This is a genomic window from Wolbachia endosymbiont (group A) of Chalcis sispes (assembly GCF_964026765.1).
GTDB classification, from domain to species: Bacteria; Pseudomonadota; Alphaproteobacteria; order Rickettsiales; family Anaplasmataceae; genus Wolbachia; species Wolbachia pipientis.
The window spans coordinates 533,963-559,955 of the sequence record NZ_OZ034697.1 but is presented as its reverse complement, the minus strand read 5'-3'; the positions used below and the strand labels follow the sequence as shown (position 1 = coordinate 559,955).

Sequence of the window (25,993 nt, the reverse complement as noted above, 5' to 3'; positions counted from 1 at the left end):
CTTACTATACGAATATTGTGATTTGAATCCACTAGGGAGGATGTCATCCCAGTGCCCAGACACTGGGATGGCTTTGTTGCATCGCTCTTCGGATAGTAGGTAACGCACAATAAATTTATGAAGCTATCTCAAATTTAGCCATACCAATATCAGTGAACTTATTGAGCAAATAGCATTTAACAAGTAGTTCCTTCTCACGATTAATCTCAGATTTGCTCCTAAAACTAAACCCAAATATTCGCTTCAACCTTGAGAAAAATCCTTCAATATACGATCTTTTTCCGTAATTTACTTCTTCTTTCCATCTTTTTATACCATTCTCACCATGTAATTTCATTAACTGAATAGCGGCATTTCTATCAAGCATATAATCCAATTTTGGATGCTCTGCTGCGTTGTTTTTCGGAGGAATTTTCGTTTTTATACCATATTGATTACACAGCTTATAGAGCTTTTCTCTATCATATGCCCTATCTGCATATAGTACTTTTATGACATACTGAAAATCGACTTCTTTTAGCAAATCACAAGCTCCATAGTGATCAGAGTAGACACCATTACTGTATTTTACAGCTATGGCTTTTTTGCTGTTTGTATTCAACATTACATGCAATTTTCTTGTCTGTTCATAGCTGCGATACTTTCTATCTTCGCTATTTTCCTTGCTATGACCAGGAGTGTTGTTGTATATACTAATTCCTGTACTGTCTATAGCAATTTCGATATCTTCCATATTATTTTTATCAATTCTGCAATCATTGATCTTAATATTAAGTTTCTTAAACCTTCTTGATGATTGTGAATAGCTGATAACTTGCAAATTTTTCCCAATTTGCTCAAGGTATCCTGCTATAAACCCAACTGTTTGCCTCAGGCCTATTCTAAATAAACAAGTTATTATGTGCACCAAAATTACAACTTTATCGCTATAAATATTGTTGCCACCTGGTATTTTTGGACCATTCTCGTACCACTTTTCTATGGCTTCGTTGATATAATGAAAAATATTTCCTCTTTTTTCTAGAAATTTGTTATATTCGCTATGGTTACTGACCCTCATTTTTTGTGGCATATTTTTTCTTTCAAGGTTAAATGGCTATTTTATAATGAATTTTGTCAGTAGCCACCAGATTTTTTCAGTTGCTATGCAACAAAGCCCACTGGGATCCAGGAATTTTGATTAGAGATTAAATTGGTGAGTATAAAAGTAGCTAATCCTACGTTAAAATACAACGTTTTTAATGGGACTGCGTAAAAGGGCCGGATTCCAGTGTCAAGCACTGGAATGACACCTTTGTGTTTGAGGCAAAACCTGCTATAACATTTCTTCGCAAACAAACGTTCGTACAGTTATGTATCAGCTACTTTCATGGCACCATTTGTTGTAAACTCACATTTCTCTATGATTATCTTTATTTGCCGCTTTCCCGAACGGATGCTCTACAGTTATTTCCTCATTAATAGAGCGAGGTGCACCGGAACCAGGTACAACGATATTCTCGTGCGATTGCATATCCTTCTTTTCCTCACATGGTGTTTGCTTAATGAAATGTGCTGCTAAAACTTCATGTAAAGCTTTACCTTTTATAAGCACAGCCTCGTTTTGCTTAGCTAACTCTAAAATTTTCTTTGGTTCAACATCTTTACCGTCAATAGTTGATTTTTTAATACTAACTTGACCTAAATTTATATTTAGAACAACAGTACAGTTAAGGTCTTTTCCAGATTCATCTTTTGCACCCCAACTAATTTCGATGTCACATATTGCAAATTTTGTAAAGGAGTAGTTCCTCTGTTGTTTCTCATTCTTCTCAATTGTTACTATTCTTTCACCATTGCTGTATATTTTTGCTCTTTTTACCTCGCTTTTCTCTTCTTCCATTCTTTTAGTTTTTTCAGTGAAAAGACGACTGGTTTCTAAACTTTGTTCAGGTTTAGTAATGTTGATATTAAGATGGTCATAATGATTAAGAAGACGGTTTGCATATGGACATGGCACATAACACCCATCAAAGAAAGCAATTGCACTACCAGTTTTTAGAAATTCTTGTCCATCGCTCATTCCTTCACCAATTCGAATAAGATATCTACCCAACCTCTTTTTAAAATTTTCTTTTAACTCCTCCTGATCTTTAGAAGTAAGCTTCTTATCCAATATACCCATTATTTCTTTTCGCTTACTCAATACCACATAATTGAAAAGGAAAATATCATCTCTCGATAATAATTTGCTATCTTGTCAAATGGATCTGCCGGCCAACCGTTATTATAATTTACGAAATCAGAAGAATCTTCACACTTATTATCCTTAAAATCAAAATTCAATCTTTCAAAATCTGATAATACTTTTTCTGCCCTATCTTCAAAAGACCGAAGTCCATCTTGAAGTTCTTTTCCATAACTCATTCCTTTGTCAATTTGAAGAACATATTGACCATATTTCTTTCTAAACTCCTCCTGTTCTTCGAGGAGAGGAAGATTCCTATCTAATATATCGATTATTTCTTTCCGCTTATTCAATATTACATAGTTAAAAAGGGCACTCTCCCCCTTCTTTTCATAATCGTCTGCTATTTTGTCAAAACACTTATTATCCTTAAACTCCAATTCCTCAAAATCTGAGAGCACACTTTGTACCTGAGTCTCATCGAATTGAAGATTTGCTTGAGGAGATAGAAGAGTCAACTTTTCTTCACTTTCCTTGGTACTCGAATTTTTGTACAAACCATTAAATAGATTTATAATACTAGAAAACATTTCACACCTCTATTGTTATAAGTAAACTTGATTATATCTTAATGCTAAATGTTGTAAAGCTAAAATTAGAAACTAAAAAAGCTAACATAAGTTCTGCATTGTTTGCAGCTTTATCAGCCTATTAGGCAGAATTATTAAAGAATTAGTTGAATAGGTATTATGATTCAATTTAACTCCATCCACAAGTTCTCCGCTTGTTACTCCAGTTGCAATGAACACTGATTCACCTCTTGCCATATCTTTTACGGCGTAGACTTTTTCTGGGTCATCAATATTTAAATTTTTTGCTCTTTCTCTTAACTGATCCGTATCAAGTACTAATCTTCCCTCCATCTGTCCGTCGATAGAGCTTAGCGCTGCAGCCGCAAGCACTCCCTCTGGTGCTCCTCCTATACCGATATACATATCATGATTGCCATTTATTAGTGAAACTATGGCCGCAACATCACCATCATCTATTAGTTTAATTTTTGCTCCTAATTTCCTGATTTTCTCTATTAATTCACTATGCCTTTCACGTTTAAGTACAGTTACCACGAGATCATTCACTTTGCACTTTTTTGCCTTGGCTAAATTGTCTAGATTCTTTTCAATGCTATTTTTTAGTGAGACTACACCCTCTGGAAGATTTTTTCCTACCGCTATTTTTTCCATATAAACATCAGGTGCATGTAAAAAATTACCTTTTTTCGTTGCAGCAAGAACAGACATTGCCCCTGGTTTGTAATGAGCACAAATCGTAGTGCCCTCAAGTGGGTCAACGGCAATGTCGATTTCAGGACCATTTCCAGTGCCAACCTTCTCGCCAATATATAGCATCGGCGCTTCATCTCTCTCACCTTCACCAATTACGATAGTACCATTTATTTCCATTGAATTTAATACTGTACGCATTGCATCAACTGCAACCTGATCAGCCCTTTTTTCATCACCAAAGCCTGCCAATTTATACGCAGCAAGTGCTGCAGCTTCGGTCACTTTAACTAATTTATAGGCTAAATCTTCCATCATTTGCTTTAAGAACTATATTCAATATATATCATGCTGCTTGAAACTGCAATATGTCTTGACTGGTTGTGGGAAAGTTGCTATAATAAACTAACATATAGTAGTAGGGTTAGTTATGATATATAGTAATGATGATATTAGAGAGTTGTATCTAAATATAAATGAGACTGTAAAACAGAAGCCTCAAGCAAGTCTTGAAGAATTAAGTAAAGAGCTAAATGCAAGAATTGATCTAAAGCAAAAATTTCATAATGGCTGTGTGTTGGGAGATTTACTATTAGCACTTGCAATTGAAAAAAGTAATCTAGATTTTATAAAATTTCTCTTTAAAAATGAGCTAAAAATTATTAGTATCATTTCCCAACAAGAAGAAACATGCCATATTCCCAAAACTATAAATGGTCAATCTATATTAAATTATGCTGTCCATTTTGGTAATACCGAAATTTTAGATCTACTCTTACAAAATGTTAACGCAGAACAATCAAAGCTAATACCTAAAAGCAAGCTGTACAAGTTGTGTCAACAATTAAAGAGTAATGCGTTAGATAAGGCTATAGACAAAAACAATGAAAAACTTGTTACGTTACTCGTGTCAGCGATAGAGGAGAAACAAGAAAAGCAAAAAATATCTAATGAGGAAATTAAAGTAGGATCTGGCAGTAATAGTAATGCCACTAGTAAATCTATAGCAACATCAACAAAAAAAACAAATCCAACTACTGTACCAAATAGTGGTAACGGTAGGAGTGTTATTAATAAACCAGTATCTCCTGTAGTATCAACAAACGCCGGCACATCCGCTATGTCAAGCGGTAATGATAAGTCTAGTAATATAAGAACTCACGGCGATGGTCTATCAAATCATACTACTACACCAAATAGTGGTAACGGTCAGCATCATAATAACAAAAATGAAACGCCTGTAGTAACAGTGCCTTCTATATTAACAAAGAAGACAAATACCAATCAAACTGTTACACCAAATAGTGGTAACGGTCAGCATCATAATAACAAAAATAAAACGCCTGTAATACCAGAGACTAAGCAAACTGACACACCAAATAATGATAATAAAGCTAACGGCTTTGTAGGCTCCATTTTCTATGCCAAATGAACAAGAAACTAAATATAAAGAGAGCAAAAAGGGTTTTTACACCTCATTAACGAAAGATGCTGTTGGAGTTGTTATTACAGGATTATTCATTACTGCTGCTGTGATGGTTCCATTTGTAGCTGGTGCAGTAGTTTGCAGTGTCATAGCTGCTTTGATTGCAATATATACCGGGTTGCATGTAAAAAATTCTACATTACCAAGTTATAGGGAGATGAGAGAGAATGAAGTTGAACGTGTAACAGGATGTCATCCCAGTGCCCAGACACTGGGATCCAGAAGGTCATAATAAAAACTAGATTCCAGCGTCACGCGCTGGAATGACACCCTCTGGTGGGCTCAAACCATATGAGTAGCCAACACTGCCACTATACTTACCTAGCAAATTTAGATCTAACACTAAACTGTGCTGCCACTAACTTTGCAATCGGTACTCTATAGGGTGAGCATGAAACATAATCTACCCCTGATTCGATGAGAAACTCTATAGATTTTGGATCTGCTCCATGCTCTCCACATATACCCAGTTTTATTTCTTTTCGGGTTTTTTTGCCTCTTTCAATGGCTATCTTGATTAACTCCCCTACCCCTTCGATGTCCAGCACTTCAAATGGATCATTGTCAAATATGTTGTTTTTCTTATAGGAATCGAGGAAATTAACTGAATCATCTCTTGAAAGTCCCATGGTTGTTTGCGTTAAATCATTAGTGCCAAAACTAAAGAACTCTGCATGTTTTGCTAACTTATCAGCAATCAGTGCCGCTCGTGGTAGCTCTATCATTGTTCCAATTGAGTACGCCTTGTCTGATGTCATTCCAGCGCGTGATGCTGGAATCTGCGTCTGTGAGATGACAGAGGATTCTTTCTTTGCTAGCTCGCATATCAGAACAAACTCTTTCTCATTCATTATAAAAGGAATCATGATTTCAGGCTCCACTTCTATCTTCTTTTCTTTCTTTAATTCACTTGCAGCACTAAGTATTGCCCTAATCTGCATGCTATATATTTCAGGATGAGAAATAGCAAGTCTACAACCTCGATGACCAAGCATTGGGTTCTTTTCTGATAACTGTGCTATTTTATTTTTTACTGACTCAACTGACTTACTAAGTGATTTGGCGATTTTTTCTATAGTAGACTGATTATTGGGTAAAAATTCATGCAAAGGTGGATCAAGCAACCGTATAGTGACTTCCCTGCCCTCCATAATAGAAAATATTTCTTTGAAATCAGACTTTTGCATTTCTTCTAGTTTAATGAGCGCATTCGCTCTTTCGTTTTCATCGTCAGCTATTATCAACTTTTGAATGAATTCGATTCTATCACTAGCGAAAAACATATGTTCTGTGCGACATAAGCCTATACCTTCTGCACCGAATTCTTTTGCAATTTTTGCGTCTTTTGGAGTATCAGCGTTCGCTCTCACTTTGACCGTTTTGATTTCATCTATCCAGTTGATTATCGTTTTGAATTCTTGCGATAATTCAGGTGAAATTGTAGGAAGAATGCCAAGCATAACCTCCCCTGTTCCTCCGTTGATGGTAATTGGTTCACCTTTATTTACTTTTGTATCCCCTACAGAAAAGAAAATTCCATCTTTATCGATATAAAGTCCACTTACACTGCAAATGCATGGCTTACCCATTCCACGGGTTACAACAGCAGCATGCGAGGTCATCCCTCCCCGTGCTGTTACTATGCCACTTGCAGCATTCATTCCATTAATATCTTCAGGACTCGTTTCTGACCTTACTAAAATCACTTTTTTGCCCTGCTCTGCAGCTTTTTCAGCATCACTTGCACTAAACACTACATATCCAGAAGCAACACCTGGAGAAGCAGGTAGCCCCTTCCCTATTACTTTTTGGTCACTCTCAACGTCAAGAACTGGATGCAATAAATTGTCAAAGGTTTTTGGATCAATTCTCAATATTCCTTCTTCCTTTGTAATCGTTCCTTCGTTTACCATATCAACTATTATGCGAATAGCAGCTTCAGCCGTGCGCTTACCAGACCTAGTCTGCAAAATCCATAACTTACCGTCCTGCACAGTAAATTCGATATCCTGCATGTCTTTATAATGCCTTTCAAGTTTTTCACATACCACGCATAATTCTCGGTAGACACTTGGCAGCAACTTCTCCATGGTGTTTTTTTGCTCTCCGTCAATTGGCATAGGAGTATAAACACCAGAAACCACATCCTCACCCTGAGCATTAACCAAAAACTCACCAAAAAGCTTTTTTTCCCCAGTTGAAGGATTTCGTGTAAATATCACACCAGTTGCAGAATTATCATTTAAATTACCAAAAACCATTGCTTGCACGTTGACCGCTGTTCCAAGGTTTTCAGGAATATTATGTATTTTTCTATAGGAAACAGCCCTATCATTTTTCCAAGAAGCAAATACTGCATTCACTGAGCTGAGCAATTGCTCTTCAACGTTCTGCGGAAAATGTTTTCCTATTTTTTCATGTACTATCCTTTTGAAATTGTTAACAATTTCTTTTAAAACATCAACATCAAGATCAGCTAAGCTTTTTGCTCCACTCTTTTGCTGCTTATTATCAACAACATCTTGAAATAGGTGATGGTCAAGCTGTAGTACAACATTGGAGTACATCATAATGAAACGGCAGTAGCTATCGTAAGCAAAACGTTCGCCACTTTTTTTTGCAAGCCCAACAACGGTTTCATCATTTAGGCCAACATTTAAAATAGTATCAAGCATGCCCGGCATTGAACTAACACTACCAGAGCGTATTGAAACTAATAAGGGGTTATTTAAATCCCCAAACTTACAACCGATGTCATTTTCGAGCATCGCCATGTAGTTTTTGATTTCACTACATATGTCATTCCAGTGCGTGACCACATTTTTTTCTGGATCCGAGTAGTCAGCTACTTGGATAACAGAAGATCTATTATCTTGATAATAGACTTTGCAAGCAGAGGTGGAAATTGTGAAACCAGGTGGAACAGGAATGCCAACATTGCACATTTCTGCTAAATTTGCCCCCTTTCCTCCCAGCAGATTTTTCATTTCTGCATTGCCTTCGCATTTACCCTGGCTAAAGTAATGTATTAACTTTTCCCCCATCATTTTCTCCTGATTTTCACTGATAAACACATTGTACATATAGCTCCAATAAACCTGTGAGAACTTGAAACCTTAGGATAATAAATTTTACAAAATTTGGCAACAACGTTCCTTCTGGCAACATCAGTAAAGTTAACAAAAAAGATGACAAATTATTGAATTATTATCAATAAGAATATATAATATAAAGATACATTTAAAAATTTTTTTATGGCTCTTTCTAAATTTCTCGACCCCAAGAATGATGTTGCGTTCCGGCGTATTTTTGGTACTGAAAAAAATAAAGACATCCTCATTCACTTTCTCAATGATATTTTGGGGTTCACTGGCAAAGATGAAATAAAAGAAATAGAATTCCTCAGCACTATTCAAGATGCTGAAATTGCCTCTAAAAAACAAAGTATCGTTGATGTTCTTTGCAGGGATGAAAATGGGGTGCAAGTAATAGTCGAAATGCAAGTTGCCAAAACTAAAGGCTTTGAAAAACGCGCTCAATATTACGCTGCTAAAGCTTATTCAAGGCAAGCTGATAAAGGTGATCAATATCAGGATCTTAAAGAAATCATTTTTATAGCTATTGCTGATTGTATTCTCTTTCCTAATAAATCTGAGTATAAGTCAGATCATGTAATGTTAGACAAAGATAGCTATGAACATGATTTAAAAGATTTTTATTTTACATTTATTGAGTTACCAAAATTTCCTAAAACTAAAGAAGACCAATTGGAGAGTATAGTTGAAAAATGGATCTATTATTTTAAATATGCAGATGAAACTAGCGAAGAAGAATTGGAAAAGATAATAGGTAGTGATGTAATAATTAAAAAGGCATATGAAGAACTAAATAGATTCAACTGGTCAGAGAAAGAATTTATTGCCTACGAACAGGAAATAAAACGTATTCGTGATGAACGGGCTGTTCTTGAACAAAAACTTGATGATGCTAAAAAGGAAGGAAAAATTGAAGTTGCAAAAACAATGCTAGCTAATAATGTTGATGTCACCACTATTGTTAAGTTTACTGGCCTCTCCATGAGTGAGATCAAAAAATTGCAGAATTAAGTGGACCCGCAAACGGTTACACGAAATAATGCTGCAGCCTGACCAGATGATAAGTACATTTAGCCTATTTATCTTTATACTTTCATGCCAATTTTATAAATCAAATTTATTTCTGTGAGTAGCTACAATTTAAAGACCTTGCTTCATCAATGTAATGGAACAAAACCTTTTTAGTAAGTTCAAAACCTTCTAAAGTCTCTCCTTCGCATCTTGCTGTAATGCAGTTTTGCGTATTTGATACCCTAAGAAGCCACCAACCTTTATTATCGGTTACCTTAACACCATCAAGATCTGAAAATACAATATTTTGCTGCTCCAGTGTTTTCTTTATTGACTCAATTATTTGAAACTTTTTCTCATCTTTCACTACAATCTTCACTTCATGAGTGATATATAACTTCGGTAAATCCTCAATCACCTGAGATAGGCTTTGGTTTTTCTTAAGCAAAATGTCAACTGCTTTAACAGCAGAATATAGCCCATCATCAAAACTTAGCTCAGAAAAGAAGAAGTGCCCGCTTAATTCACCAGCAAACTTTGCCTCTTCCTCTACCATCTTCTTCTTAACTAGTGAATGTCCAGTAGCACAGGTGATAACTTGCCCTCCTAACTTGCTAACAAAATCATGCACTTTCATACTCATTTTTACGTTAGCAATAACTTTGCTTTCTGGATATTCCTCCAACACTTCACGTGCAAAAATTATAAATAAATGGTCATTGGAAACAACACTGCCTTTATCATCAATTAAGCGCACCCTATCGCTATCGCCATCTAGCGCAATGCCAAGATCACATCCATATTCCTTCACAATGTCAATTAATTGAGCAAGATTTTTTTCCTCTATGGGATCTGGATCATGCAGTGGAAATGCCCCATCTATAGAGTTATTGGTTACGATGTGCGTATGACCAGGCAAGATCTTTTCAATATACCTTATAATTCCACTTGCTGGACTATTTCCACAATCCCAGGCTATTTTTAATTTCTGTGTAGTATCGTTCTTCACTGCACTTTTTAATATGCTAATGTACTCACTATATATATTGATGTTAATTAAGCTTCCAATTCTTGTGCTGTTTTTAATTGGAATGCTTATAATTTCCTTTATCTCTTGATCTGAGAAGACTTTTTTATTACTAAAAAATTTAAAGCCATTATATTCGCTGGGGTTATGAGAGGCAGTTATTATGATACCAAGATCCGCCTGTGTGATTTGTGTTGCAGCGTAAAGCATAGGTGAAGAGCATAGTCCAACGCGTATAACATTTGCACCGGATAAAGTTAAGCCCCTAATTAATTCTCTTTCTATACCTGGTGAATCTATTCTGCTGTCGTAGCCGACACAAACACTAGCTACGGTTTGGCCAAACTTTCTACCTATCTCGTACCCATCATTAATCTGCAAGTCTTTGCCTATTATACCTCTAATATCGTATTTTCTTATAATGGTATTGTCCATACTGTACTTCTTGAAGTGACTACTATATAACATTTTGGCCAAATGCTCAAGTTTATTTATCCAACAATTAGTTGACTTTTTAAAGAAATCTGTTAATATTATAGTATATTTTTTAAAATGTAAAATTATGCCACAGGAAAACGAAAATGTATTTATAGCTGAAAGTCAAAGTTTAGATGTAGATGAACAGCAGAAAAAGGATATTTTAGATGTGATTGAATCTTGTAGCAGCTTTCAAGAGACTATAAAACAATTGGAGGAAAAAAATTTAATCTGGTATTTTATTGGCCCTTTACGCAAAGATGAGAACATTACAGGACAGATAAATTTAAAGTGGGAAAAGGAGTTCCAAAAATTTGAGCAATCAATAAATGAAACACATAGAGAATTTGAAGCATCTTTACCAAATCAAAATTTCTTAGCGTATTCAACAAAAGATGATGACTTCAAAATTAGATTTGAAAATGAAGAAAAACCAATAGAAATTAGCAATATTTTAAGAGCTAGCAGTGAAGGTAAGGTTTATAACATATCTTTAGGGAAAGATAGTCAAATAACTGCAACCAAAAAAGGCAGCGAAAGGCACTATGATTTTACTGGTTCAAGCTCATGTGAAATGACCATTAATTGGCAGGCTAAGGATTCTGAAGGTAACAGCATAGACTGTAGCATGACCGTAAAATTGGATTCTGGCGGTATACAGAGTGTTATTGGTGAGCCAAAATTTGGAGGAATAACGAGTTCAGAAGAAGTATTAAAGTTAGTTGGACAAAATAAAGAAGTTTTTATCAACGGAAAAACTCTGTATCAAGCTTTTACTGGCATATCCAAGAGTGTAGACGATCAGCAAGTACCAGCAGAGGAAATATTTACAAAAGATCTACATACATCACCACAGTCACCTACACCAAGCAGCAGTGGGTATTCCTCTCCTAGCACACCTTCTTCACGTAGAAGTTCTATATCCACCAGCAGTGAATTTAGTGATGAAGATGAAATATTTGAGGATGATATGTCTGGTGATGAAGAAGAGTATGAGCAAGAAGGATTAAAAGATGAAGTTGAGGAATTAGAGGAAGAAAAAGAAACATTTGCTAAATATTTTGCAGTGCAGGCAAAGCAGCTTGAGGATCTAAGATTAGAACGTGACTCCTTGAGAGATAAAGTCAATGAACAACAGCGAGCGATATTTGAAAGAGGTCAAAGAATAAAGGAACAAGAGGAAGAACTACAGGATAAAAATGATGTAATAAAGAACTTAAATGATCAGTTGAAAGATAAGGAAGGTGAAACAAATGAGGCAAATAAAGAATTACAGAGAAAATTGAAGCAAAGTGAAGCTAATTTAACTGTACTAAAGGAAAAGAATGCAAATTTGGAGAATGACCTGAAGAAAATAGTGGAAGGTTTAAACGATGATCATAAAAAGCAGTTGGCAGAACAGTTAATGGAAACAAAAAAGGAAAACAATACATTGGCTGAAACGGCGAGCCAATTGTCTAAAGAATTAAATGAATTACAGAGAGAAAAGGAAGATTTAGAGAGGGAAATTCGACAACTTGAACCTGGAAGATCACTTGCAGATGAGCTAAGCGAAGAAAATACGAAGAGGGAAATAGAAAAACTTCAATATCAACTTAAGGAAAAGGAAGGGATGTTAACGTGTACACAGGAAGAGCTGGCATCTGTCAAAGAGAGTCTAGAGCAACTGCAGAACATATTACAGCAGGAAAAAGGTCAGGCAACTCAAACTGAAGTTGAATATGAAAGTAGAGGAACAAGCATGCAGCAGCAAGACCAAGGTATACAAGCTGTAAACAACAACTCAAGCAGAACAGCTAGTGGGTTAAGACAAGAAAACAAAAAATTGACTAGAGACAAACTCACTATATCTGAACAATTAAAACAAAAAATAAGAGAGATTGACGAGTTAAAGAAAAATTTAAAGCAATTACAAGAAGAAAATAAACAACTCAAACAAGAAGTTACTAAAAATGCAGGAGTTGATGCATCATCTTCAACAGGTCAAAAAGAAGCTAAAGAAGCAGAAGTTATACCGCAAAACATTATGGATTGGCCTGTTCCAATTCCAGATGATAAACCGGAAGAGCAGAAAACTCCATTAGAGCCAATCAAGGTAAATACAGAATTATCAGATCCAAAATCAATCCCTGCTGAGGGTCCGGAAAAATCTCCTCCTCTTTCAAAATGATGAGTTTTGCTTCTATAGCTGACCCAAGCAACACGTCATCCCGCGATTTATTCGCGTTATCTCAGCCGCTAACACGTAGCGGGATACTTAACCGTCATACCGTGATTTATTCACAGTATCTCTTAGCCGCTAACAAGCAGCAGGATGACAGCAATCCTACGTCATGCCGCCGCGGTATCTCTAGATCCCGCTAACTAGTAGCGGAATGACGAATTTTTGTTTTTCAAATTATAGCTAAACATACTGTAATTGCTATTGAATGATGGAGAGACATACTCCATTATTTTAGCACGAAGTAACAAATTCAATGAATTGGTTCTTCAAAAATAATTTAAACTTTTACAGTAGGTCATGAAATATTATAGCGATCTCATTAAAAGAAACTTTTATAAGTATCGTTGATGAGAAAGGAAAAGTTGTTAAGGAAGAAGTTGTTGCAAGCGAAAGTAAGGCAATAGCAGATTAGCCAAGGCAAAAAATACGAACCCATAGGAATAGAAAGTGGATAGTTGTCAATATCAATGTGCAAAGAGTTAAGGAGTTTTGGATTACCAGTAATTTGTGTAGATGCAAGGCATATGGCAGCAGCGTTGTCTGCAAGAATCAATAAGAATGATAAAAACGATGCGAGGGGTATAGCGCAGATGATGAGAAGTGTTAGTAAAATCAGTTGTCAAATTAAAATAGCGCTTGGAAGCAGAAGACAGCTAATGTGTAGCAAACAGCAGGTTATTGGAACAATAAGAGGGTTGTTGAAGATACATGGTCGGTAAAGGATCAAAATTTGAAACTTTCGCTTTAAGAATACAAGAGGCAATAAATAATTTGGATGAAATCAGTAGGAGTTCAATTGAAGCGTTAGTTTGTAGTTTGGAAGCAATAGAAAATTCATTAAGAAAGCTTGACAAAATGCTTTCAGAACAAGGTGAAAAAGACGATGATTGTAAATTGTTAACTACTGTTCCAGGAGTGGGGATTATAGTAGCAATGACGTATAAAGCTGCAATTGATAACCCACATAGGTTTGAGAAATCTGATACAGTTGGAGCATATATAGGGTTGACACCAAGGCAATATTCTTCTGGAGAAGTTGATCGGCATGGCAGCATATCAAAGATGGGACCAGCGGAATGTAGAAGTATGTTATATGAAGCTGCACAAACAATGCTTACAGTTACCAAGAGGACATTTAAATTAAAAAACTGGGGTTGCAAAGAAAAAAGGAATGAAAAAAGCAATTGTAGCAGTAGCAAGAAAATTAGCTGTAATTATGCATAGGATGTTGGTTGATAAAACAGAATTTTATTATCAATAAACATCAAAAGAGCATAGGACAATAATTTTATTGAAAATAAAGATAGCAATGCCGATGGAAGGGACAAGCAAGAACTTAGTTAGACTTCGTGGTAAATATGTTGCCGTCCACTTCCGCCTAACAAGTATAATGCGGCTTGACAAATTTATTGTCATCTCAGACCGCGGAGAGAACCATATGCTACTTTTAACTTATGTAAAATTACCAAGGATTATGGAGAAGATATGCTGTTTTGATTTGTGTGAAAATTATTGTTGACTTATGTGCAATTAGAGAACCTAAGTCACTTTAGCTATAATTCAGAATTGAGAGCTTTTAATAACTCTCTAACTCCCACTTAGGTCTTGGTGCAAAATTAAGTGGATCTATATAATTTTTCTGTAACCTTTCAATTCCTGTCCATCCAACCATAATTGCATTGTCTGTACATAGGTCGTTAGGGGGAAAAAATATGTTTAAGTTTATGTGTTGTTTTAATTTTTCTCTCAAGAAATTATTTGCTGCAACTCCGCCGGTAATCACAAAGTCATTGATTTTGATATTTAAAGATTCGGCCATAATAATCGCATTACTAACCCTGTCCAGCAGTATGTCACTAATACACTCTTGAAACGAAGCACATACATCACACACATCTTGCTCGCTCATTTTAAGTTCTTGCACTAAGTTTTTTACTGCTGTTTTAATTCCAGAAAACGAAAAGTTACATCCATAACGTTTTATCATTGCCCTTGGCAATTTAAATCTTGCACCATTGCCTTTTTTAGCTAACTTTTCAATTAATGGCCCTCCGGGATAGCTTAAACCCAGCATCTTAGCAACTTTATCAAATGCTTCTCCTAGTGAATCATCGAGCGTTTCTCCAAGTTTAATGTATTTACCTACATCCTGTGCAATTAAAAATTGACAGTGACCACCTGATATTAGTAGGACTAAAAATGGAAATTTTACCTCATGCAGTAACCTAATAACCAATGCATGCGCTTCTAAGTGATTCACTGCAATGAATGGTTTTTGTGCTACATGCGCAATCGCTTTAGCCATCATTGTACCAACTATTAATCCACCTATGAGTCCTGGTCCTGATGTTGCTGCAATTGCATTGAGGTCACAAAAGTTAAGGTTAGATTTTTCCACGGCGCTTTTTATTAGACCACTTAAATGCTTCATATGAGCACGTGAAGCTATTTCAGGGATCACCCCACCACGTTTTTTGTGTTCTGCTTGGGAGAGAATTTCGTGAGCAAGGACTTGCTTGTCACTATTTACAATCGCTACTGCAGTTTCGTCGCAGCTTGTTTCAACAGCTAAAATGGTTTTCATGTATATTCGAGCACTTTATTATCAAAACTATATCTTGAAACGCTGTAGAAGTTAACTGCAAAGTTAACTTCTACAGCTAAAAGATTTACCGACAACCGTCATCCCGCTACGTGTTAGCGGGATCTATACCGCGAATGAATCTACAATCGTATGAACATTGCGCTATTGAGATGGAGCACTTTCTTGTTATTCCAGGTCTCCTCTCTCGTCATCCCAGTGCCCTGACTACTTGGATCCAGAAAAAAGAATGGTGTCATGAAAGTAGCTGACACTGATTCCTTTATGATGGTGTCATCCCAGTGTCACGCACTGGGATGACAGGAAGAGGAGACTGAGATGACAAATGTGAGTGCTGATGTAACAAATGTAAATGCTCGAATGACATCAATAGTTATATACATTTTATCACTAAACTAGACGTTCGTACAGTCGTGGAATGAATCGCGGGATGACGTAGGAAAACCTGCACTATAAGCTAATCATCATCTCCAAATATAGAGCTAATTTTTTTGCCCCCAGGAGAAAATTTACTAGTCCAACTGCTTTGCACTTTGGTTACGTCTTTAGTGGCAGTTTTATTGCTGTATTCCTTGATTTCCTTATCTATTCTCTCCATCATTTGTGAATCAAGGTAGCTCTTTTTCCATTGGCCAGTAGCAAGGAACACTTTGTTTAAGTCTTGAGTGCGGATTAAGTATTCTTTATCTTTAGGGTAAACCTCCTGCGCCCAAGCAAATAGCTCAAAATAGCGTGCAAATAATTCAGATGCACGTGATTTTGCAGTTTGATAAGCCTGTATCTCCTTAAATATAACTTGGCCGATAATTTTCTGCACAAGAATATTTGCTTGCTTTAGGTTCTGCTCAATATCCTGGTAAACTTTATGGAGGAATTCCTGCTCCAAATTTAAGTTCAGTTCATTTTCAACCATGTGTGAAAGTTCATGCACTATAATGTATGGGTTTGACTTCCTCAGTACAATAACATATCTATTTACACTGGAAGACCTGATTGTCTTACACACTCCCTCTTCCATATCCACTAATCCCTCTTGGTATATTTCAAATGAGAGCCTATTTTGCTTTATTAGTGATAAAGTGAGGTTTAATGTGTTTCTAAACTTCTCAAATTGATAGAGATATTCGACATACCGTATTGCATTTTCACTGCTTCCTACTTGAGTTGCTTGTTTTATTAAATTCCTGATTAGCATACCTTATTATTAAAGGAATTCTTTTTATACTCAAGAATTGATTGGCTACAAAGTGTTTTTAGGAAGCCTGATTGCATAGCTAAAGTAATTCATGTTTACTGATAACCGTCATACCGCGATTCATTCCATAGCTGTACGAACATTGTGATTTGAGAGCAATTTCCATAAGGGAGGATGTCATTCCAGTGCTTGGCACTGGAATCCAGCCTTTCCATAATCATCAAAACATTGTATTTTAACGTAAAACAGCTATTTTTATGCTCACCAACTTAATAAAATTCCTGGATCCAAGTAGTCAGGGCACTGGGATGACATTACAGGGGCACTGAAATGACACCATTTTCGGTCTCTTAAATTGCTTTAGCCATAAATATTTAAGAAATTTACTAAATAAAAAAAAGGCAAAAGAAGCCCCGTGGTGGTTGGCTATTTACTATGTACTAAAATATCGGCGTTTTTTTTATTCTAAAACGCTTGATTAAGAGCGATTTAGCTGCTTTTAACTTGCAACTAACCTACACCGCAAGTGTTTAAGAAATTTACTAAGCAGGAAAAAAGGCAAAGAAACCCCGTAGTAGCTAGCATTCAAATTCTCCCTTGTCAATTTGACGTTTTTTGCTGTCTTAAACGCTTTGTAAGCGCGTTTCGGCTTATATAGGTAAAAACCTAAAAATTTTTAAAGACATGCGATGCACGTAGTGCGAAAAATTAAACATGAGACGCCAAATACCCTAAGTTTTTTGTCATTAACCTGCACAGATTGCGAAGATAAATAAATAGCTTCACTGTTATGATAAGGGGGCTGGCGAAACTTGTAAAGGAATTTTTTACATCTAATTTATAGCTCCCTGCATGATATCACGTATTATCTATACCAAGGTGTTCTGCTTGTAGATATTATACCAACAATCCACTATTTTTTTTATGTCTTGTGGTTTAGTTTCTGGACCTATACTGATTCTAATTGAACACTCTGCTTGCTCTTTTGTTGCCCCCATTGCAAGCAAAACATGGGAAGGCTCAACTTTTCCAGAAGAACATGCGGAGCCATTACTAACTGCAATATGATTCAAGTCAAAATGCATAAGCTGCACATCACTCTTTACTCCTGGCATATAAATAAAACTTGTGTTTGGCAGCCTCTTAGAGTTTTTACCGAAGATTCTTATGTCACTGGCAAGATTTAATAATTCACACTCTAATTGATCACGTAGCTCCTTTACTTCATCCATTTTTGATAGAAGGTCTGGAATATTTTGCAGTGCAGCAGAAAGGCCTGCAATCGCAACAATATTTTCCGTACCACCACGAAATCCCTTCTCTTGTCCACCACCTATTATAATAGGTTCTATCGCAAGTTCTTTATTGAATATTAAAACTCCACTGCCTGCTACACCGCCAAATTTATGGGCGGATAAAGTGAGTAAATCCACTCCTAAATCTTCCATATTAACTTTAATTTTCCCAACACTTTGAGCAGTGTCAGTGTGGCAAATTGCTCCAAACTTGTGTACTATTTTAGCTATTTCCTCAATAGGTTGAATAACTCCGGTTTCGTTATTTGCCATCATAACTGAAACTATTGCTTTGTTTCCTTTAAGTTCGCTTAGAATTTTTTCTAGCTCTAAAAAGTCAACAATGCCCTCCTGATTAACAGGTATTATATATGGATTACATGCAGAATTAAGAATTGAAGGATGCTCTATAGCTGAAATTATATGCAGGTAGCCTGCTATTCCTCTCATAACAAGGTTATTCGCTTCAGTTGCACCAGACGTAAAAACTATTTCTTTATCACTTGAGACGCCAATAGCACCACGTACGTTATCTCTTGCATCCTGAAGAATCTTCCTCGCTTCTTGTCCTCTTTTATGTAGTGATGATGGATTGAGCGTTTGTTTTGACAAGACCTCAAATATACTTTTTTTTACATTTTCACTAATTGGAGCAGTTGCATTGTAATCAGCATATACGCAACCACTATTTTCTAAAGAGAATGGACTCATCTGTCACTTAAATAAGTTTACCATCAACTATAGCCATAACTATGTACGTTAGCTTTAACACGATAAAAAATTTATTGCAAAAACAGCGAAATTAATACATAATTAATAACTCACGTCATTAATACCTGTCAAGCGGGTTCTTATTAGGGGTTACTATGGTTGAAGTTTTTTTGAATAATGCAACAAGAAAGATAGAAGGTGAATACCACCAAAGCAAAGATGCCAACGCGCCGGTTGTGCTGGTTTTACATCATCATCCTCAATATGGTGGTAATATGGATAGTAAAATTGTACATAGTACATATACGTCTTTTATCGATAACAATTTTTCTGCATTGAAGATTAACTTTCGTGGTGTGGGAAAATCTACCGGAACTTTTGATAAGGGTATAGGAGAATTAACTGACGCTGCGGTAGCCATTGATTGGCTTCAGGAACATAATCCTAGCAATGTTCCAATTTGGATCGCTGGTTTTTCTTTTGGAGCATGGGTGGCTATGCAGCTAACAATGCGCCGCCCTGAGATAGTGGGTTTTATTGCTCTTTCTCTTCCGGTAACTAAGTACGATTTTTCTTTTCTTTCTCCCTGTCCAGTTTCTGGGCTTATAATACAAAGCAGTAATGATACAATCTCAGAAGAAAGCGATGTAACAGAATTAGCAAAAAGGTTGATAAATTCAGTAAGAAGTGATCACATGAAATACCATCTAATAGATGATACTAATCACTTTCTAAAGGATAAAGAAGAGGAAGTGACTCAAATCGTGGACAATTATATAAAACTGCGCTTGAATAGTGCAACTATTTCTTTTCAAAAGGTCAAAAAAGAGGTAAGGGTAAAAGAATATGCCTAATCTTTACAAACAAGAGAAATGAGTGTAGTAATATAAATGAAAAGGTTTTGTTATGTTTAAAAAGCTATTATTTTTTGTTTTAGCTGTGTTTATGTTATCGGGGTGTTCCCTAAGTAAACAGCGTAAGTTAAAAAGTCCGTGTATAAAAAGCAATGAAAGCATTTCATGCGAGTTGTACTCTGTTAATGATCATTGGTTAGATAAGTATAAGGCATAGAAATTGTGCTATTTTTCCTATTCACAACTTCACTAATGATCGATCTCTCAATTGGAAAATGCAGTCTGCCTTTTCTGCAAGGAGATGATTGTGTGTTACTATAAGCATAGAGCTGTTATTTTCCTTTACGTATGAATGTAGCAGTAAAAACACGTTAAAAGAATTTGTTGGATCTAAGTTTCCTGTTGGCTCATCTGCAAGTAAAAGCTTTGGAGAATTTACAATGCTTCTTGCAATTGCAACTCTCTGCCTTTCCCCACCCGAAACTTCAGATACCATGCTACTTGCTTTGTTTTCCAGACCAAATTTTTCCAACATTGCTTGCGAATTTTTTTTTGCTTCAGCTTTGCTTTTTCCTGCAATGAGTTGAGGAAGCATAATATTTTCCAACACCGATAACTCTTGTAACAAATAGTGAAATTGATAAACAAAACTAAGAAAATTTCTTCTTACATGAGTTTTATGCTTATTACTGGCTTGTGTGCAATTTATTCCATCTATCGTAACTATACCTGAAGTTGGCTTGTCCAACAAGCCTGCGATTTGCAATATAGTTGTTTTCCCTGCACCTGAATCGCCAATCAGCGCTACTACTTGCCCTCTTGTGACACTTAAGTTGATATCCTTTACAACAGCAGAATTGTTCTTGAAGCTTTTATCTACGGAAGTTAGTTCTAGTGCTACATTACCACCCATGTTTAAAAGATCCAGAAGGCATCTAAGTTTTAGTAATAATTAAACCGAAAAACTGTTACCACAACCACATTGAGACTTAGCAAAGGCATTCTTTATTTGAAAACCAGAACCACTGAGATCCTCAGTATAATCTATAACTGAGTTATTTAAAAATTTTGCTGAACAATTATCAACCATTAATACAGGATTGCCATTTTCATCATTAATTACTATATCTTTACCTTTTTCGCTAAAACTGGAGTGGCTTCTGTAGTCCTCGCTTTCTTCATAGTCATCATCTTCGTCTTCGTCATCAAACTCATCATCGTAATCATCGTCTTCATCATCCAAAGATAGATTTTTATTCATTTGATCCATAAGAAAATTGTATTTGAAGCCAGAACATCCACCACCTGAAACTGCAACCCGTAAAATGGAACTCTTATCCCCTTCCTGCTCTGCAAGAGAGTGGATTTTTTTTAGTGCATTATCAGTTAAGTTGATGTTGTAATTTGTTGACATAGTAACCACCGTTTATTATTGATAACTTATTATAGTAGAAATTTTACATGTCAAACAATAATTTTCTATTAAATTATGCATGTTTTCCAAGCAAAACAAAAGGGAGATACTTCAAAGAGCCAGAAGATGAGAATCGCAGCTGCTTTCAGCGTGATAGGGACCGTATCATTCACTCTAATGCGTTTAGAAAGTTGGAGTACAAAACACAAGTTTTTATCAATTATGAGCACGACTACTATCGCACTCGGCTTACTCATAGCCTTGAAGTTGCACAAATTGCAAGGTCCATTGCGCGTAGACTTGGCTTAAATGAGGATATCACTGAATGCATAGCGCTCGCACATGATCTTGGTCATCCTCCATTTGGTCATGCAGGTGAAGATGCTCTAAAGAAATCAGTTCAAGATTTGAATCTTGATAACGAGAAGTATGAGTTTGATCATAATGTTCAAGCTATAAGGATTTTAACTTACCTCGAACAAAAACATGCTGATTTTGATGGTATGAATCTAAGTTGGGAGGTGATTGAAGGAGTTGCAAAACATAACGGTCCCTTGCTTGGTCAAAACGCGGAGTCTTCTACAAATAATCAGCTGTTATTAGAATACAACAAAAAATATGATCTAAAACTTGAAGAATTTTCAAGCATTGAAGCGCAAGTTGCTTCAATTGCCGATGATATTGCTTACAGTGTTCACGATCTTGATGATGCACTCAGGGCGAATTTAGTAACCATCGAAGATTTGCTGAATGTTCCTTTAATTGAAAAAATGTTTAAAGACATAAGGAGCAGATATTCAGAATTGCCTCAGAGCAAACTCATACATGAATCACTGAGTGGAACTATAGGAACTATGATAAGTGATGTTGTTTCTCAGACTGAAAGAAATATTGAAGATCACAAAATAAAAAGCGTAGAAGACGTAAGAAGTCTAAATAAAATGCTAGTCACATTTTCACCAGAAGTTGCGAATGCTACAAAAGAAATGAAAAGATTCAACATGGAGAAAATATACAGAAGCTATAAACTGAGTAGAACGATGAACAAAGCAAAACGCATAATACAGGAACTCTTTCAATGTTTTTATGAAAACCCAGGATTACTTCCCACAGAGTGGAGCAAACTCGCTTGTGAATCTCAGCGTTCAGTAATAATATGTGACTATATCTCAGGTATGACAGATAGATTTGCTATACACGAGCACAGAAGAATTTTTGATACCTCATACGAAATGACTTCTTTCTAATGACTGATGATCATTTCATGTCAATTGCATTAAGGCTTGCAGAAAAAAATCTTGGAAATGTTGCACCAAATCCTGCTGTCGGGTGTGTTATTGTAAAGGATGGTACAATTGTTAGTGAGGGATACACAGGGATTGGTGGGCGTCCGCATGCGGAGGTAGTCGCTTTGCAAAACGCTAAAGATTCAACTCATGGCGCAACTATATATATCACTCTTGAGCCATGTTGTCATCACGGAGTCACGGGGCCTTGCACTGCAAAAATCATAAAAGCTAGCATAAAAAGAGTAGTAATTGCAACTATTGACCCAGATAGTAGAGTTTCAGGTGGAGGCATTAAAGCTCTGAAAGAAGCAGGAATTGAAGTTGAGCAAGGTATTATGCAAAAAGAAGCAGAAGAACTGAATGTCGGTTTTTTCACCACTAAAGAATTACATAGACCATTTATAGCTTGCAAAGTCGCAACAACTCTTGACGGAAAAATCGCAACATTTACAGGCGATAGCAAATGGATAACAAGTGAAAATACGAGAAACTGGGTGCATGAGCTCAGAACGAAATATGATGCAATTATGATCGGCAGCAATACTCTTATTAATGATGATCCACTCTTAACTTGCAGATTACCAGGACTTGGAAGTAGATCGCCAATAAGGCTAATTATAGATAGCCAAGGGAGATTAAAGGAAGAGCATAACATTGCAAAGACTGCAGACAAAGTAATAACTTGGGTCATCACAAATAAAGAAGTAGAGAAAAAAATAAAAAACATTAACTACTTAGTAGTTAATTCAAGCAACGCAGGTAAGGTTTGCCTAAAGGACATGGCATTAAAACTTGTTTCAGAAATTGGTATAACAAGATTATTAGTTGAAGGTGGAGGAGTGTTAATCACAGAACTATTAAAGTGTAATTTAATCGACAGGTTGATAATATGCCGCAGTGGTAAAATTTTAGGCAATGATGCCACTCCTTTTGTAGGAGATTTAGGGATTCAATTCATTAACAACTGTTATCAGTTTAAAAAAACAAAGATAATAGAGTTTAGTGAGGATATAGTTGAGGTTTGGGATAGGTCGTCATAATCCTTACATACTCAAACAGTAAAAAAAAGGTATCCGTTCAGCGGAGCGGTAAAATAAAAAGTAGACAAGGAGTGCTAAAAACATAATATCACAAGTAGTATGTGTGGTAAATATGTCTGATCTACTAGCTAGTCTTCTCAAGCTCTGTGAAAGCTTTAAAATAGAGATAGAGCAACTAAAAGCAGAGATAAAGAGGTTAGAGATAGAAAACGAAAATTTTAGATCTGAGAATAAGGCGCTAAGAATCGAAAATGCTGAATTGAAAGAAAGACTAGGTCTGAATTCACAAAATTCATCGATACCGAGCTCAAAAGAGTTATACAAGCTAAAGAAGAAAAAGAAAAAAAGTGACAGGAAAATAGGGGCACAGATTGGGCATGAAGGAAAGTATCGCCCTAAAATGGAAGCAGATGAAGTGGTGAAAATAGAGTTCTTGCGAGTGCGGAGGAGAAATTGCGATATCGAAAGAGCCATACATTCATCAAAAAGTTGATTTGCCAGCTTATGTTGTGGAATACTAATGGCCGCTGTTGCAAGTGTGGAAAAAGAAAAAGTAGCAGGCTACCAGAAGGTGTTACTGCGGATACATTTGGTCCAAAAGTTAAGTCAACAATCGCGGCGCTGAGCGGATTTTATAAGAACTCGAAAAGAGAAGTAGCAAATATTATAAAAAATATTTTCAACCTGGACATCAGTGTTGGTAGCGTGTCAAATAGCGAGGCTAGAGTTGCAGAAAAATGCCAAGAAGCGTATGAGCAAATCGAGCAAGAAGTAAGTAAAAGTGAAGTTCTGCATATCGATGAAACGAGCCATTATAACAAAGGTAAACTTGGTTGGTGCTGGATGTTTGCCAGTAATACAGCAAGTTTTATAAAATTGACAGAGTCAAGAGGAATGAAGGTTTTACAAAATAGTAAGTTCTGCAATCGCAATAGCTTACGACAGGTACGCAGCATACAACTACTTTGCCGATAAGAACAGGCAAATCTGTTGGGCACATTTATCAAGAGATTTTGAAAGGTTAGCGCATAGTTGGAACATTGAAGTTAAAGTTCTGGGCTGTTACTTAAGAAACGTAGCCACTGAATTATTTGCACTAAAAAAGGCCTTGCTAAAAAATGAGATAGATGTTTTTAGATTTACCAGACGTGCCAGAAAGTTGCGAAAACGTACAAGGTATTACTTGAAGCCGTTTACCTGAAGCAATTGGAGCTTCTCGAGTTGCAAAAAATATTTTGAAATCTGAAAGAATAATGTGGAATTTTTTAGATGACCCAGAAAATATTCCGCTGACAAATAACCATGCTGAACAGCAGATACGGCATTATGTCGTTTATCGCAAAAATTCATATTTTACCCAATCGAAGTGGGGAACTTGAACGGATAATTTCATTATACTTGACATGGAAACAAATGGGCTTTCCAAAACCTCTTATCTATCATCTCTCACACCGCTTAGCTGAACGGATACAACCCAAGAAAGGTTTTTCTACGTCATACCGCCGCGGTATCTCAGCATAGATTCCGCTAACGAGTAGCGGAATGACGAATTTGTTGTTTTTCAAATTGTAGGTAAACCTAAGCCACTTTAGCTATATAGGGTCACAACAATAGATTTTTAAGATCGTTTACGGCCTTCTTAATATCTTCAGCCTTGAATATCGCCGATCCCGCAACTAAAATATCTGCACCTGCTTTTATTATATCAGCTGCGTTAGAAAAGTTAATTCCACCATCTACTGAAATTTGTGTTTTAAGGTTACGCTCTTGTATCATTTTTTTTATAGTAGATATCTTGTTCAACTGTGAATGAATGAATTCCTGTCCTCCAAAGCCAGGGTTGACTGTCATAATCAGCACAATATCTAGCTCATGTATTATATATTCAAGCACACTTGGAGAAGTTGAAGGAACAATTGAAACTCCAACTTGAATCGGTTTTTTTTCGTCGTTTACATTTTTGTATGACTTTATCTTTCTTATCAACCTCTCAAGGTGTATCTCTGCTTCTGCATGTACAGTGATAATATCAGCACCAGCATTTATAAAGCTTTCAATGTAGTTACCAGGAGATTTGACCATTAAATGCACATCAAAAGGAAGATTGCTATATTTACGTATTGCAGAGACAACGCTAGGACCAATTGTAATATTTGGAACGAAATTCCCATCCATAACGTCTATGTGTATGTAATCCACACCTAAATCGCTAATTTTTCTTACTTCTTCCCCTAATTTTGCAAAATCTGCTGAAAGTATAGAAGGTGCAATTTTAATACTCATGAGCTGCCTTTTTTGCTAAAAAATAACTTATTTTTAAAACTCTGTCACCCTAATACTATGCGCACCATCTGAGTAGCTATAGAAACTGGATACTGATATCGGTATGCCTATTTAACTAGATCTTAAATTAGATAAAAAAAGGTAGTCTTGATAAAACTTATTTACAGCAAGTTTTTTTACATTTGGACTTTCTGTTTGTTCTTTTTTGTACCCTAATTTATAGCTTATTGAATCCTTATATGAACTGATCGTTTTGTATGCTTTGTTCATCTCTCTAGGAAAGATGCCGTTAGCAATTACGACGCATAACCCTGTAGCTGTTGCAAAAGCTAGAGTGGTAAATGCTAGATTTTGTAAAAAATTCCTTCCACTAACTTTTTTTTCCTGTATATTAGCAGAGTGCTGTTTGTTTGACACTTCTTCTAGATATTCATGCCATATGTGATTGCAGTTCGTACACTTTACCTTTCTTCCAGACGCGCCAATTTGCTTAGGAGATACTAAGTAAGTTTTAGTACAACTATTACATTGTATTTTCAT

Annotated in this window: 22 protein-coding genes and 1 pseudogene; 10 read left to right on the top strand and 13 right to left on the bottom strand. The window is 36.1% G+C overall.

Annotation, left to right across the window (positions count from 1 at the left end):
• Positions 1-115 precede the first annotated feature (115 nt).
• The 4 genes from AAGD72_RS02805 to glpX form a co-directional block, all read right to left on the bottom strand.
• Positions 116-1,072: an IS5 family transposase gene (locus tag AAGD72_RS02805; RefSeq protein ID WP_341814569.1), complete on the bottom strand. Its 957-nt coding sequence runs from the start codon at positions 1,070-1,072 to the stop codon at positions 116-118.
• A 318-nt stretch (positions 1,073-1,390) separates the two neighbouring features.
• On the bottom strand, positions 1,391-2,185 hold the full coding sequence (locus AAGD72_RS02800) for a hypothetical protein (protein ID WP_341815076.1): 795 nt from the start codon (positions 2,183-2,185) through the stop codon (positions 1,391-1,393).
• On the bottom strand, positions 2,182-2,757 hold the full coding sequence (locus AAGD72_RS02795) for a hypothetical protein (RefSeq protein ID WP_341815075.1): 576 nt from the start codon (positions 2,755-2,757) through the stop codon (positions 2,182-2,184). The genes AAGD72_RS02800 and AAGD72_RS02795 overlap by 4 nt, the downstream gene beginning before the upstream one ends.
• A gap of 81 nt (positions 2,758-2,838) precedes the next feature.
• A complete protein-coding gene (gene glpX / locus AAGD72_RS02790; RefSeq protein ID WP_077188185.1) occupies positions 2,839-3,765 on the bottom strand; it encodes a class II fructose-bisphosphatase in 927 nt (308 codons plus the stop codon).
• A gap of 115 nt (positions 3,766-3,880) precedes the next feature.
• Between glpX and AAGD72_RS02785 the strand changes: the two genes are divergently transcribed.
• Both AAGD72_RS02785 and AAGD72_RS02780 read left to right on the top strand, forming a co-directional pair.
• Positions 3,881-4,882 (top strand): ankyrin repeat domain-containing protein, encoded by a 1,002-nt coding sequence (locus AAGD72_RS02785; protein ID WP_341815074.1) that lies wholly within the window; start codon positions 3,881-3,883, stop codon positions 4,880-4,882.
• Positions 4,872-5,168, top strand: a complete 297-nt coding sequence (locus AAGD72_RS02780) for a hypothetical protein (RefSeq protein ID WP_341815073.1) — start codon at positions 4,872-4,874, stop codon at positions 5,166-5,168. Before AAGD72_RS02785 ends, AAGD72_RS02780 begins: the two co-directional genes overlap by 11 nt.
• An 85-nt stretch (positions 5,169-5,253) precedes the next feature.
• Here AAGD72_RS02780 and ppdK read toward each other — a convergent pair whose 3' ends face one another.
• A complete protein-coding gene (gene ppdK, locus AAGD72_RS02775) occupies positions 5,254-7,980 on the bottom strand; it encodes a pyruvate, phosphate dikinase (protein ID WP_341815114.1) in 2,727 nt (908 codons plus the stop codon).
• 210 nt (positions 7,981-8,190) lie between these two features.
• Between ppdK and AAGD72_RS02770 the strand changes: the two genes are divergently transcribed.
• Positions 8,191-9,042, top strand: a complete 852-nt coding sequence (locus AAGD72_RS02770; protein ID WP_341815072.1) for an Rpn family recombination-promoting nuclease/putative transposase — start codon at positions 8,191-8,193, stop codon at positions 9,040-9,042.
• A 106-nt stretch (positions 9,043-9,148) separates the two neighbouring features.
• Here the strand turns inward: AAGD72_RS02770 and AAGD72_RS02765 are convergent, their stop codons facing one another.
• A complete protein-coding gene (locus AAGD72_RS02765; protein WP_341815071.1) occupies positions 9,149-10,504 on the bottom strand; it encodes a phosphomannomutase/phosphoglucomutase in 1,356 nt (451 codons plus the stop codon).
• A 127-nt stretch (positions 10,505-10,631) separates the two neighbouring features.
• Here AAGD72_RS02765 and AAGD72_RS02760 point away from each other — a divergent pair, with 127 nt between their 5' ends.
• From AAGD72_RS02760 to AAGD72_RS02750, 3 genes are all read left to right on the top strand, one after another.
• Complete coding sequence (locus AAGD72_RS02760; protein ID WP_341815070.1) at positions 10,632-12,716, top strand: hypothetical protein; 2,085 nt, start codon at positions 10,632-10,634, stop codon at positions 12,714-12,716.
• Between the two features lie 509 nt (positions 12,717-13,225).
• A complete protein-coding gene (locus tag AAGD72_RS02755; RefSeq protein WP_007552904.1) occupies positions 13,226-13,489 on the top strand; it encodes a hypothetical protein in 264 nt (87 codons plus the stop codon).
• On the top strand, positions 13,479-13,994 hold the full coding sequence (locus AAGD72_RS02750; protein WP_341815069.1) for a transposase: 516 nt from the start codon (positions 13,479-13,481) through the stop codon (positions 13,992-13,994). The genes AAGD72_RS02755 and AAGD72_RS02750 overlap by 11 nt, the downstream gene beginning before the upstream one ends.
• Before the next feature lie 352 nt (positions 13,995-14,346).
• On the opposite strand, the gene tsaD is transcribed toward AAGD72_RS02750, so the two are convergent.
• The 3 genes from tsaD to AAGD72_RS02735 all read right to left on the bottom strand — a co-directional run bounded on the left by tsaD (position 14,347) and on the right by AAGD72_RS02735 (position 18,573).
• The gene (gene tsaD, locus AAGD72_RS02745; protein WP_253302981.1) at positions 14,347-15,354 is read right to left on the bottom strand and encodes a tRNA (adenosine(37)-N6)-threonylcarbamoyltransferase complex transferase subunit TsaD; all 1,008 of its coding nucleotides are present in this window, start codon (positions 15,352-15,354) and stop codon (positions 14,347-14,349) included.
• Positions 15,355-15,829: 475 nt separating this feature from the next.
• Positions 15,830-16,567 carry a hypothetical protein gene (locus AAGD72_RS02740; protein WP_341815066.1) on the bottom strand — a complete coding sequence of 246 codons (738 nt, stop codon included), beginning with the start codon at positions 16,565-16,567 and terminating at the stop codon, positions 15,830-15,832.
• A gap of 869 nt (positions 16,568-17,436) precedes the next feature.
• Positions 17,437-18,573 (bottom strand): cysteine desulfurase family protein, encoded by a 1,137-nt coding sequence (locus AAGD72_RS02735; RefSeq protein WP_341815065.1) that lies wholly within the window; start codon positions 18,571-18,573, stop codon positions 17,437-17,439.
• A gap of 155 nt (positions 18,574-18,728) precedes the next feature.
• Here AAGD72_RS02735 and AAGD72_RS02730 point away from each other — a divergent pair, with 155 nt between their 5' ends.
• Positions 18,729-19,427 carry an alpha/beta hydrolase gene (locus AAGD72_RS02730; protein WP_341815064.1) on the top strand — a complete coding sequence of 233 codons (699 nt, stop codon included), beginning with the start codon at positions 18,729-18,731 and terminating at the stop codon, positions 19,425-19,427.
• A gap of 238 nt (positions 19,428-19,665) precedes the next feature.
• On the opposite strand, the gene AAGD72_RS02725 is transcribed toward AAGD72_RS02730, so the two are convergent.
• Together AAGD72_RS02725 and AAGD72_RS02720 are read right to left on the bottom strand one after the other, a co-directional pair.
• A complete protein-coding gene (locus AAGD72_RS02725; protein ID WP_010962776.1) occupies positions 19,666-20,340 on the bottom strand; it encodes an ABC transporter ATP-binding protein in 675 nt (224 codons plus the stop codon).
• Positions 20,341-20,379: 39 nt separating this feature from the next.
• The gene (locus AAGD72_RS02720) at positions 20,380-20,841 is read right to left on the bottom strand and encodes a HesB/IscA family protein (protein ID WP_010081891.1); all 462 of its coding nucleotides are present in this window, start codon (positions 20,839-20,841) and stop codon (positions 20,380-20,382) included.
• Between the two features lie 47 nt (positions 20,842-20,888).
• Here AAGD72_RS02720 and AAGD72_RS02715 point away from each other — a divergent pair, with 47 nt between their 5' ends.
• From AAGD72_RS02715 to tnpC, 3 genes and pseudogenes are all read left to right on the top strand, one after another.
• Positions 20,889-22,088 (top strand): deoxyguanosinetriphosphate triphosphohydrolase, encoded by a 1,200-nt coding sequence (locus AAGD72_RS02715; protein ID WP_070356885.1) that lies wholly within the window; start codon positions 20,889-20,891, stop codon positions 22,086-22,088.
• Positions 22,088-23,170, top strand: a complete 1,083-nt coding sequence (gene ribD / locus AAGD72_RS02710) for a bifunctional diaminohydroxyphosphoribosylaminopyrimidine deaminase/5-amino-6-(5-phosphoribosylamino)uracil reductase RibD (RefSeq protein ID WP_341815063.1) — start codon at positions 22,088-22,090, stop codon at positions 23,168-23,170. The genes AAGD72_RS02715 and ribD overlap by 1 nt, the downstream gene beginning before the upstream one ends.
• 112 nt (positions 23,171-23,282) lie before the next feature.
• A pseudogene (gene tnpC / locus AAGD72_RS02705) lies at positions 23,283-24,629 on the top strand (IS66 family transposase).
• 143 nt (positions 24,630-24,772) lie between these two features.
• Here tnpC and rpe read toward each other — a convergent pair.
• Together rpe and AAGD72_RS02695 are read right to left on the bottom strand one after the other, a co-directional pair.
• Positions 24,773-25,453 carry a ribulose-phosphate 3-epimerase gene (gene rpe / locus AAGD72_RS02700; protein ID WP_341815062.1) on the bottom strand — a complete coding sequence of 227 codons (681 nt, stop codon included), beginning with the start codon at positions 25,451-25,453 and terminating at the stop codon, positions 24,773-24,775.
• 111 nt (positions 25,454-25,564) lie between these two features.
• Entirely contained in the window at positions 25,565-25,993 is a 429-nt protein-coding gene (locus AAGD72_RS02695) for a zinc-ribbon domain-containing protein (RefSeq protein WP_341815061.1), read from the bottom strand.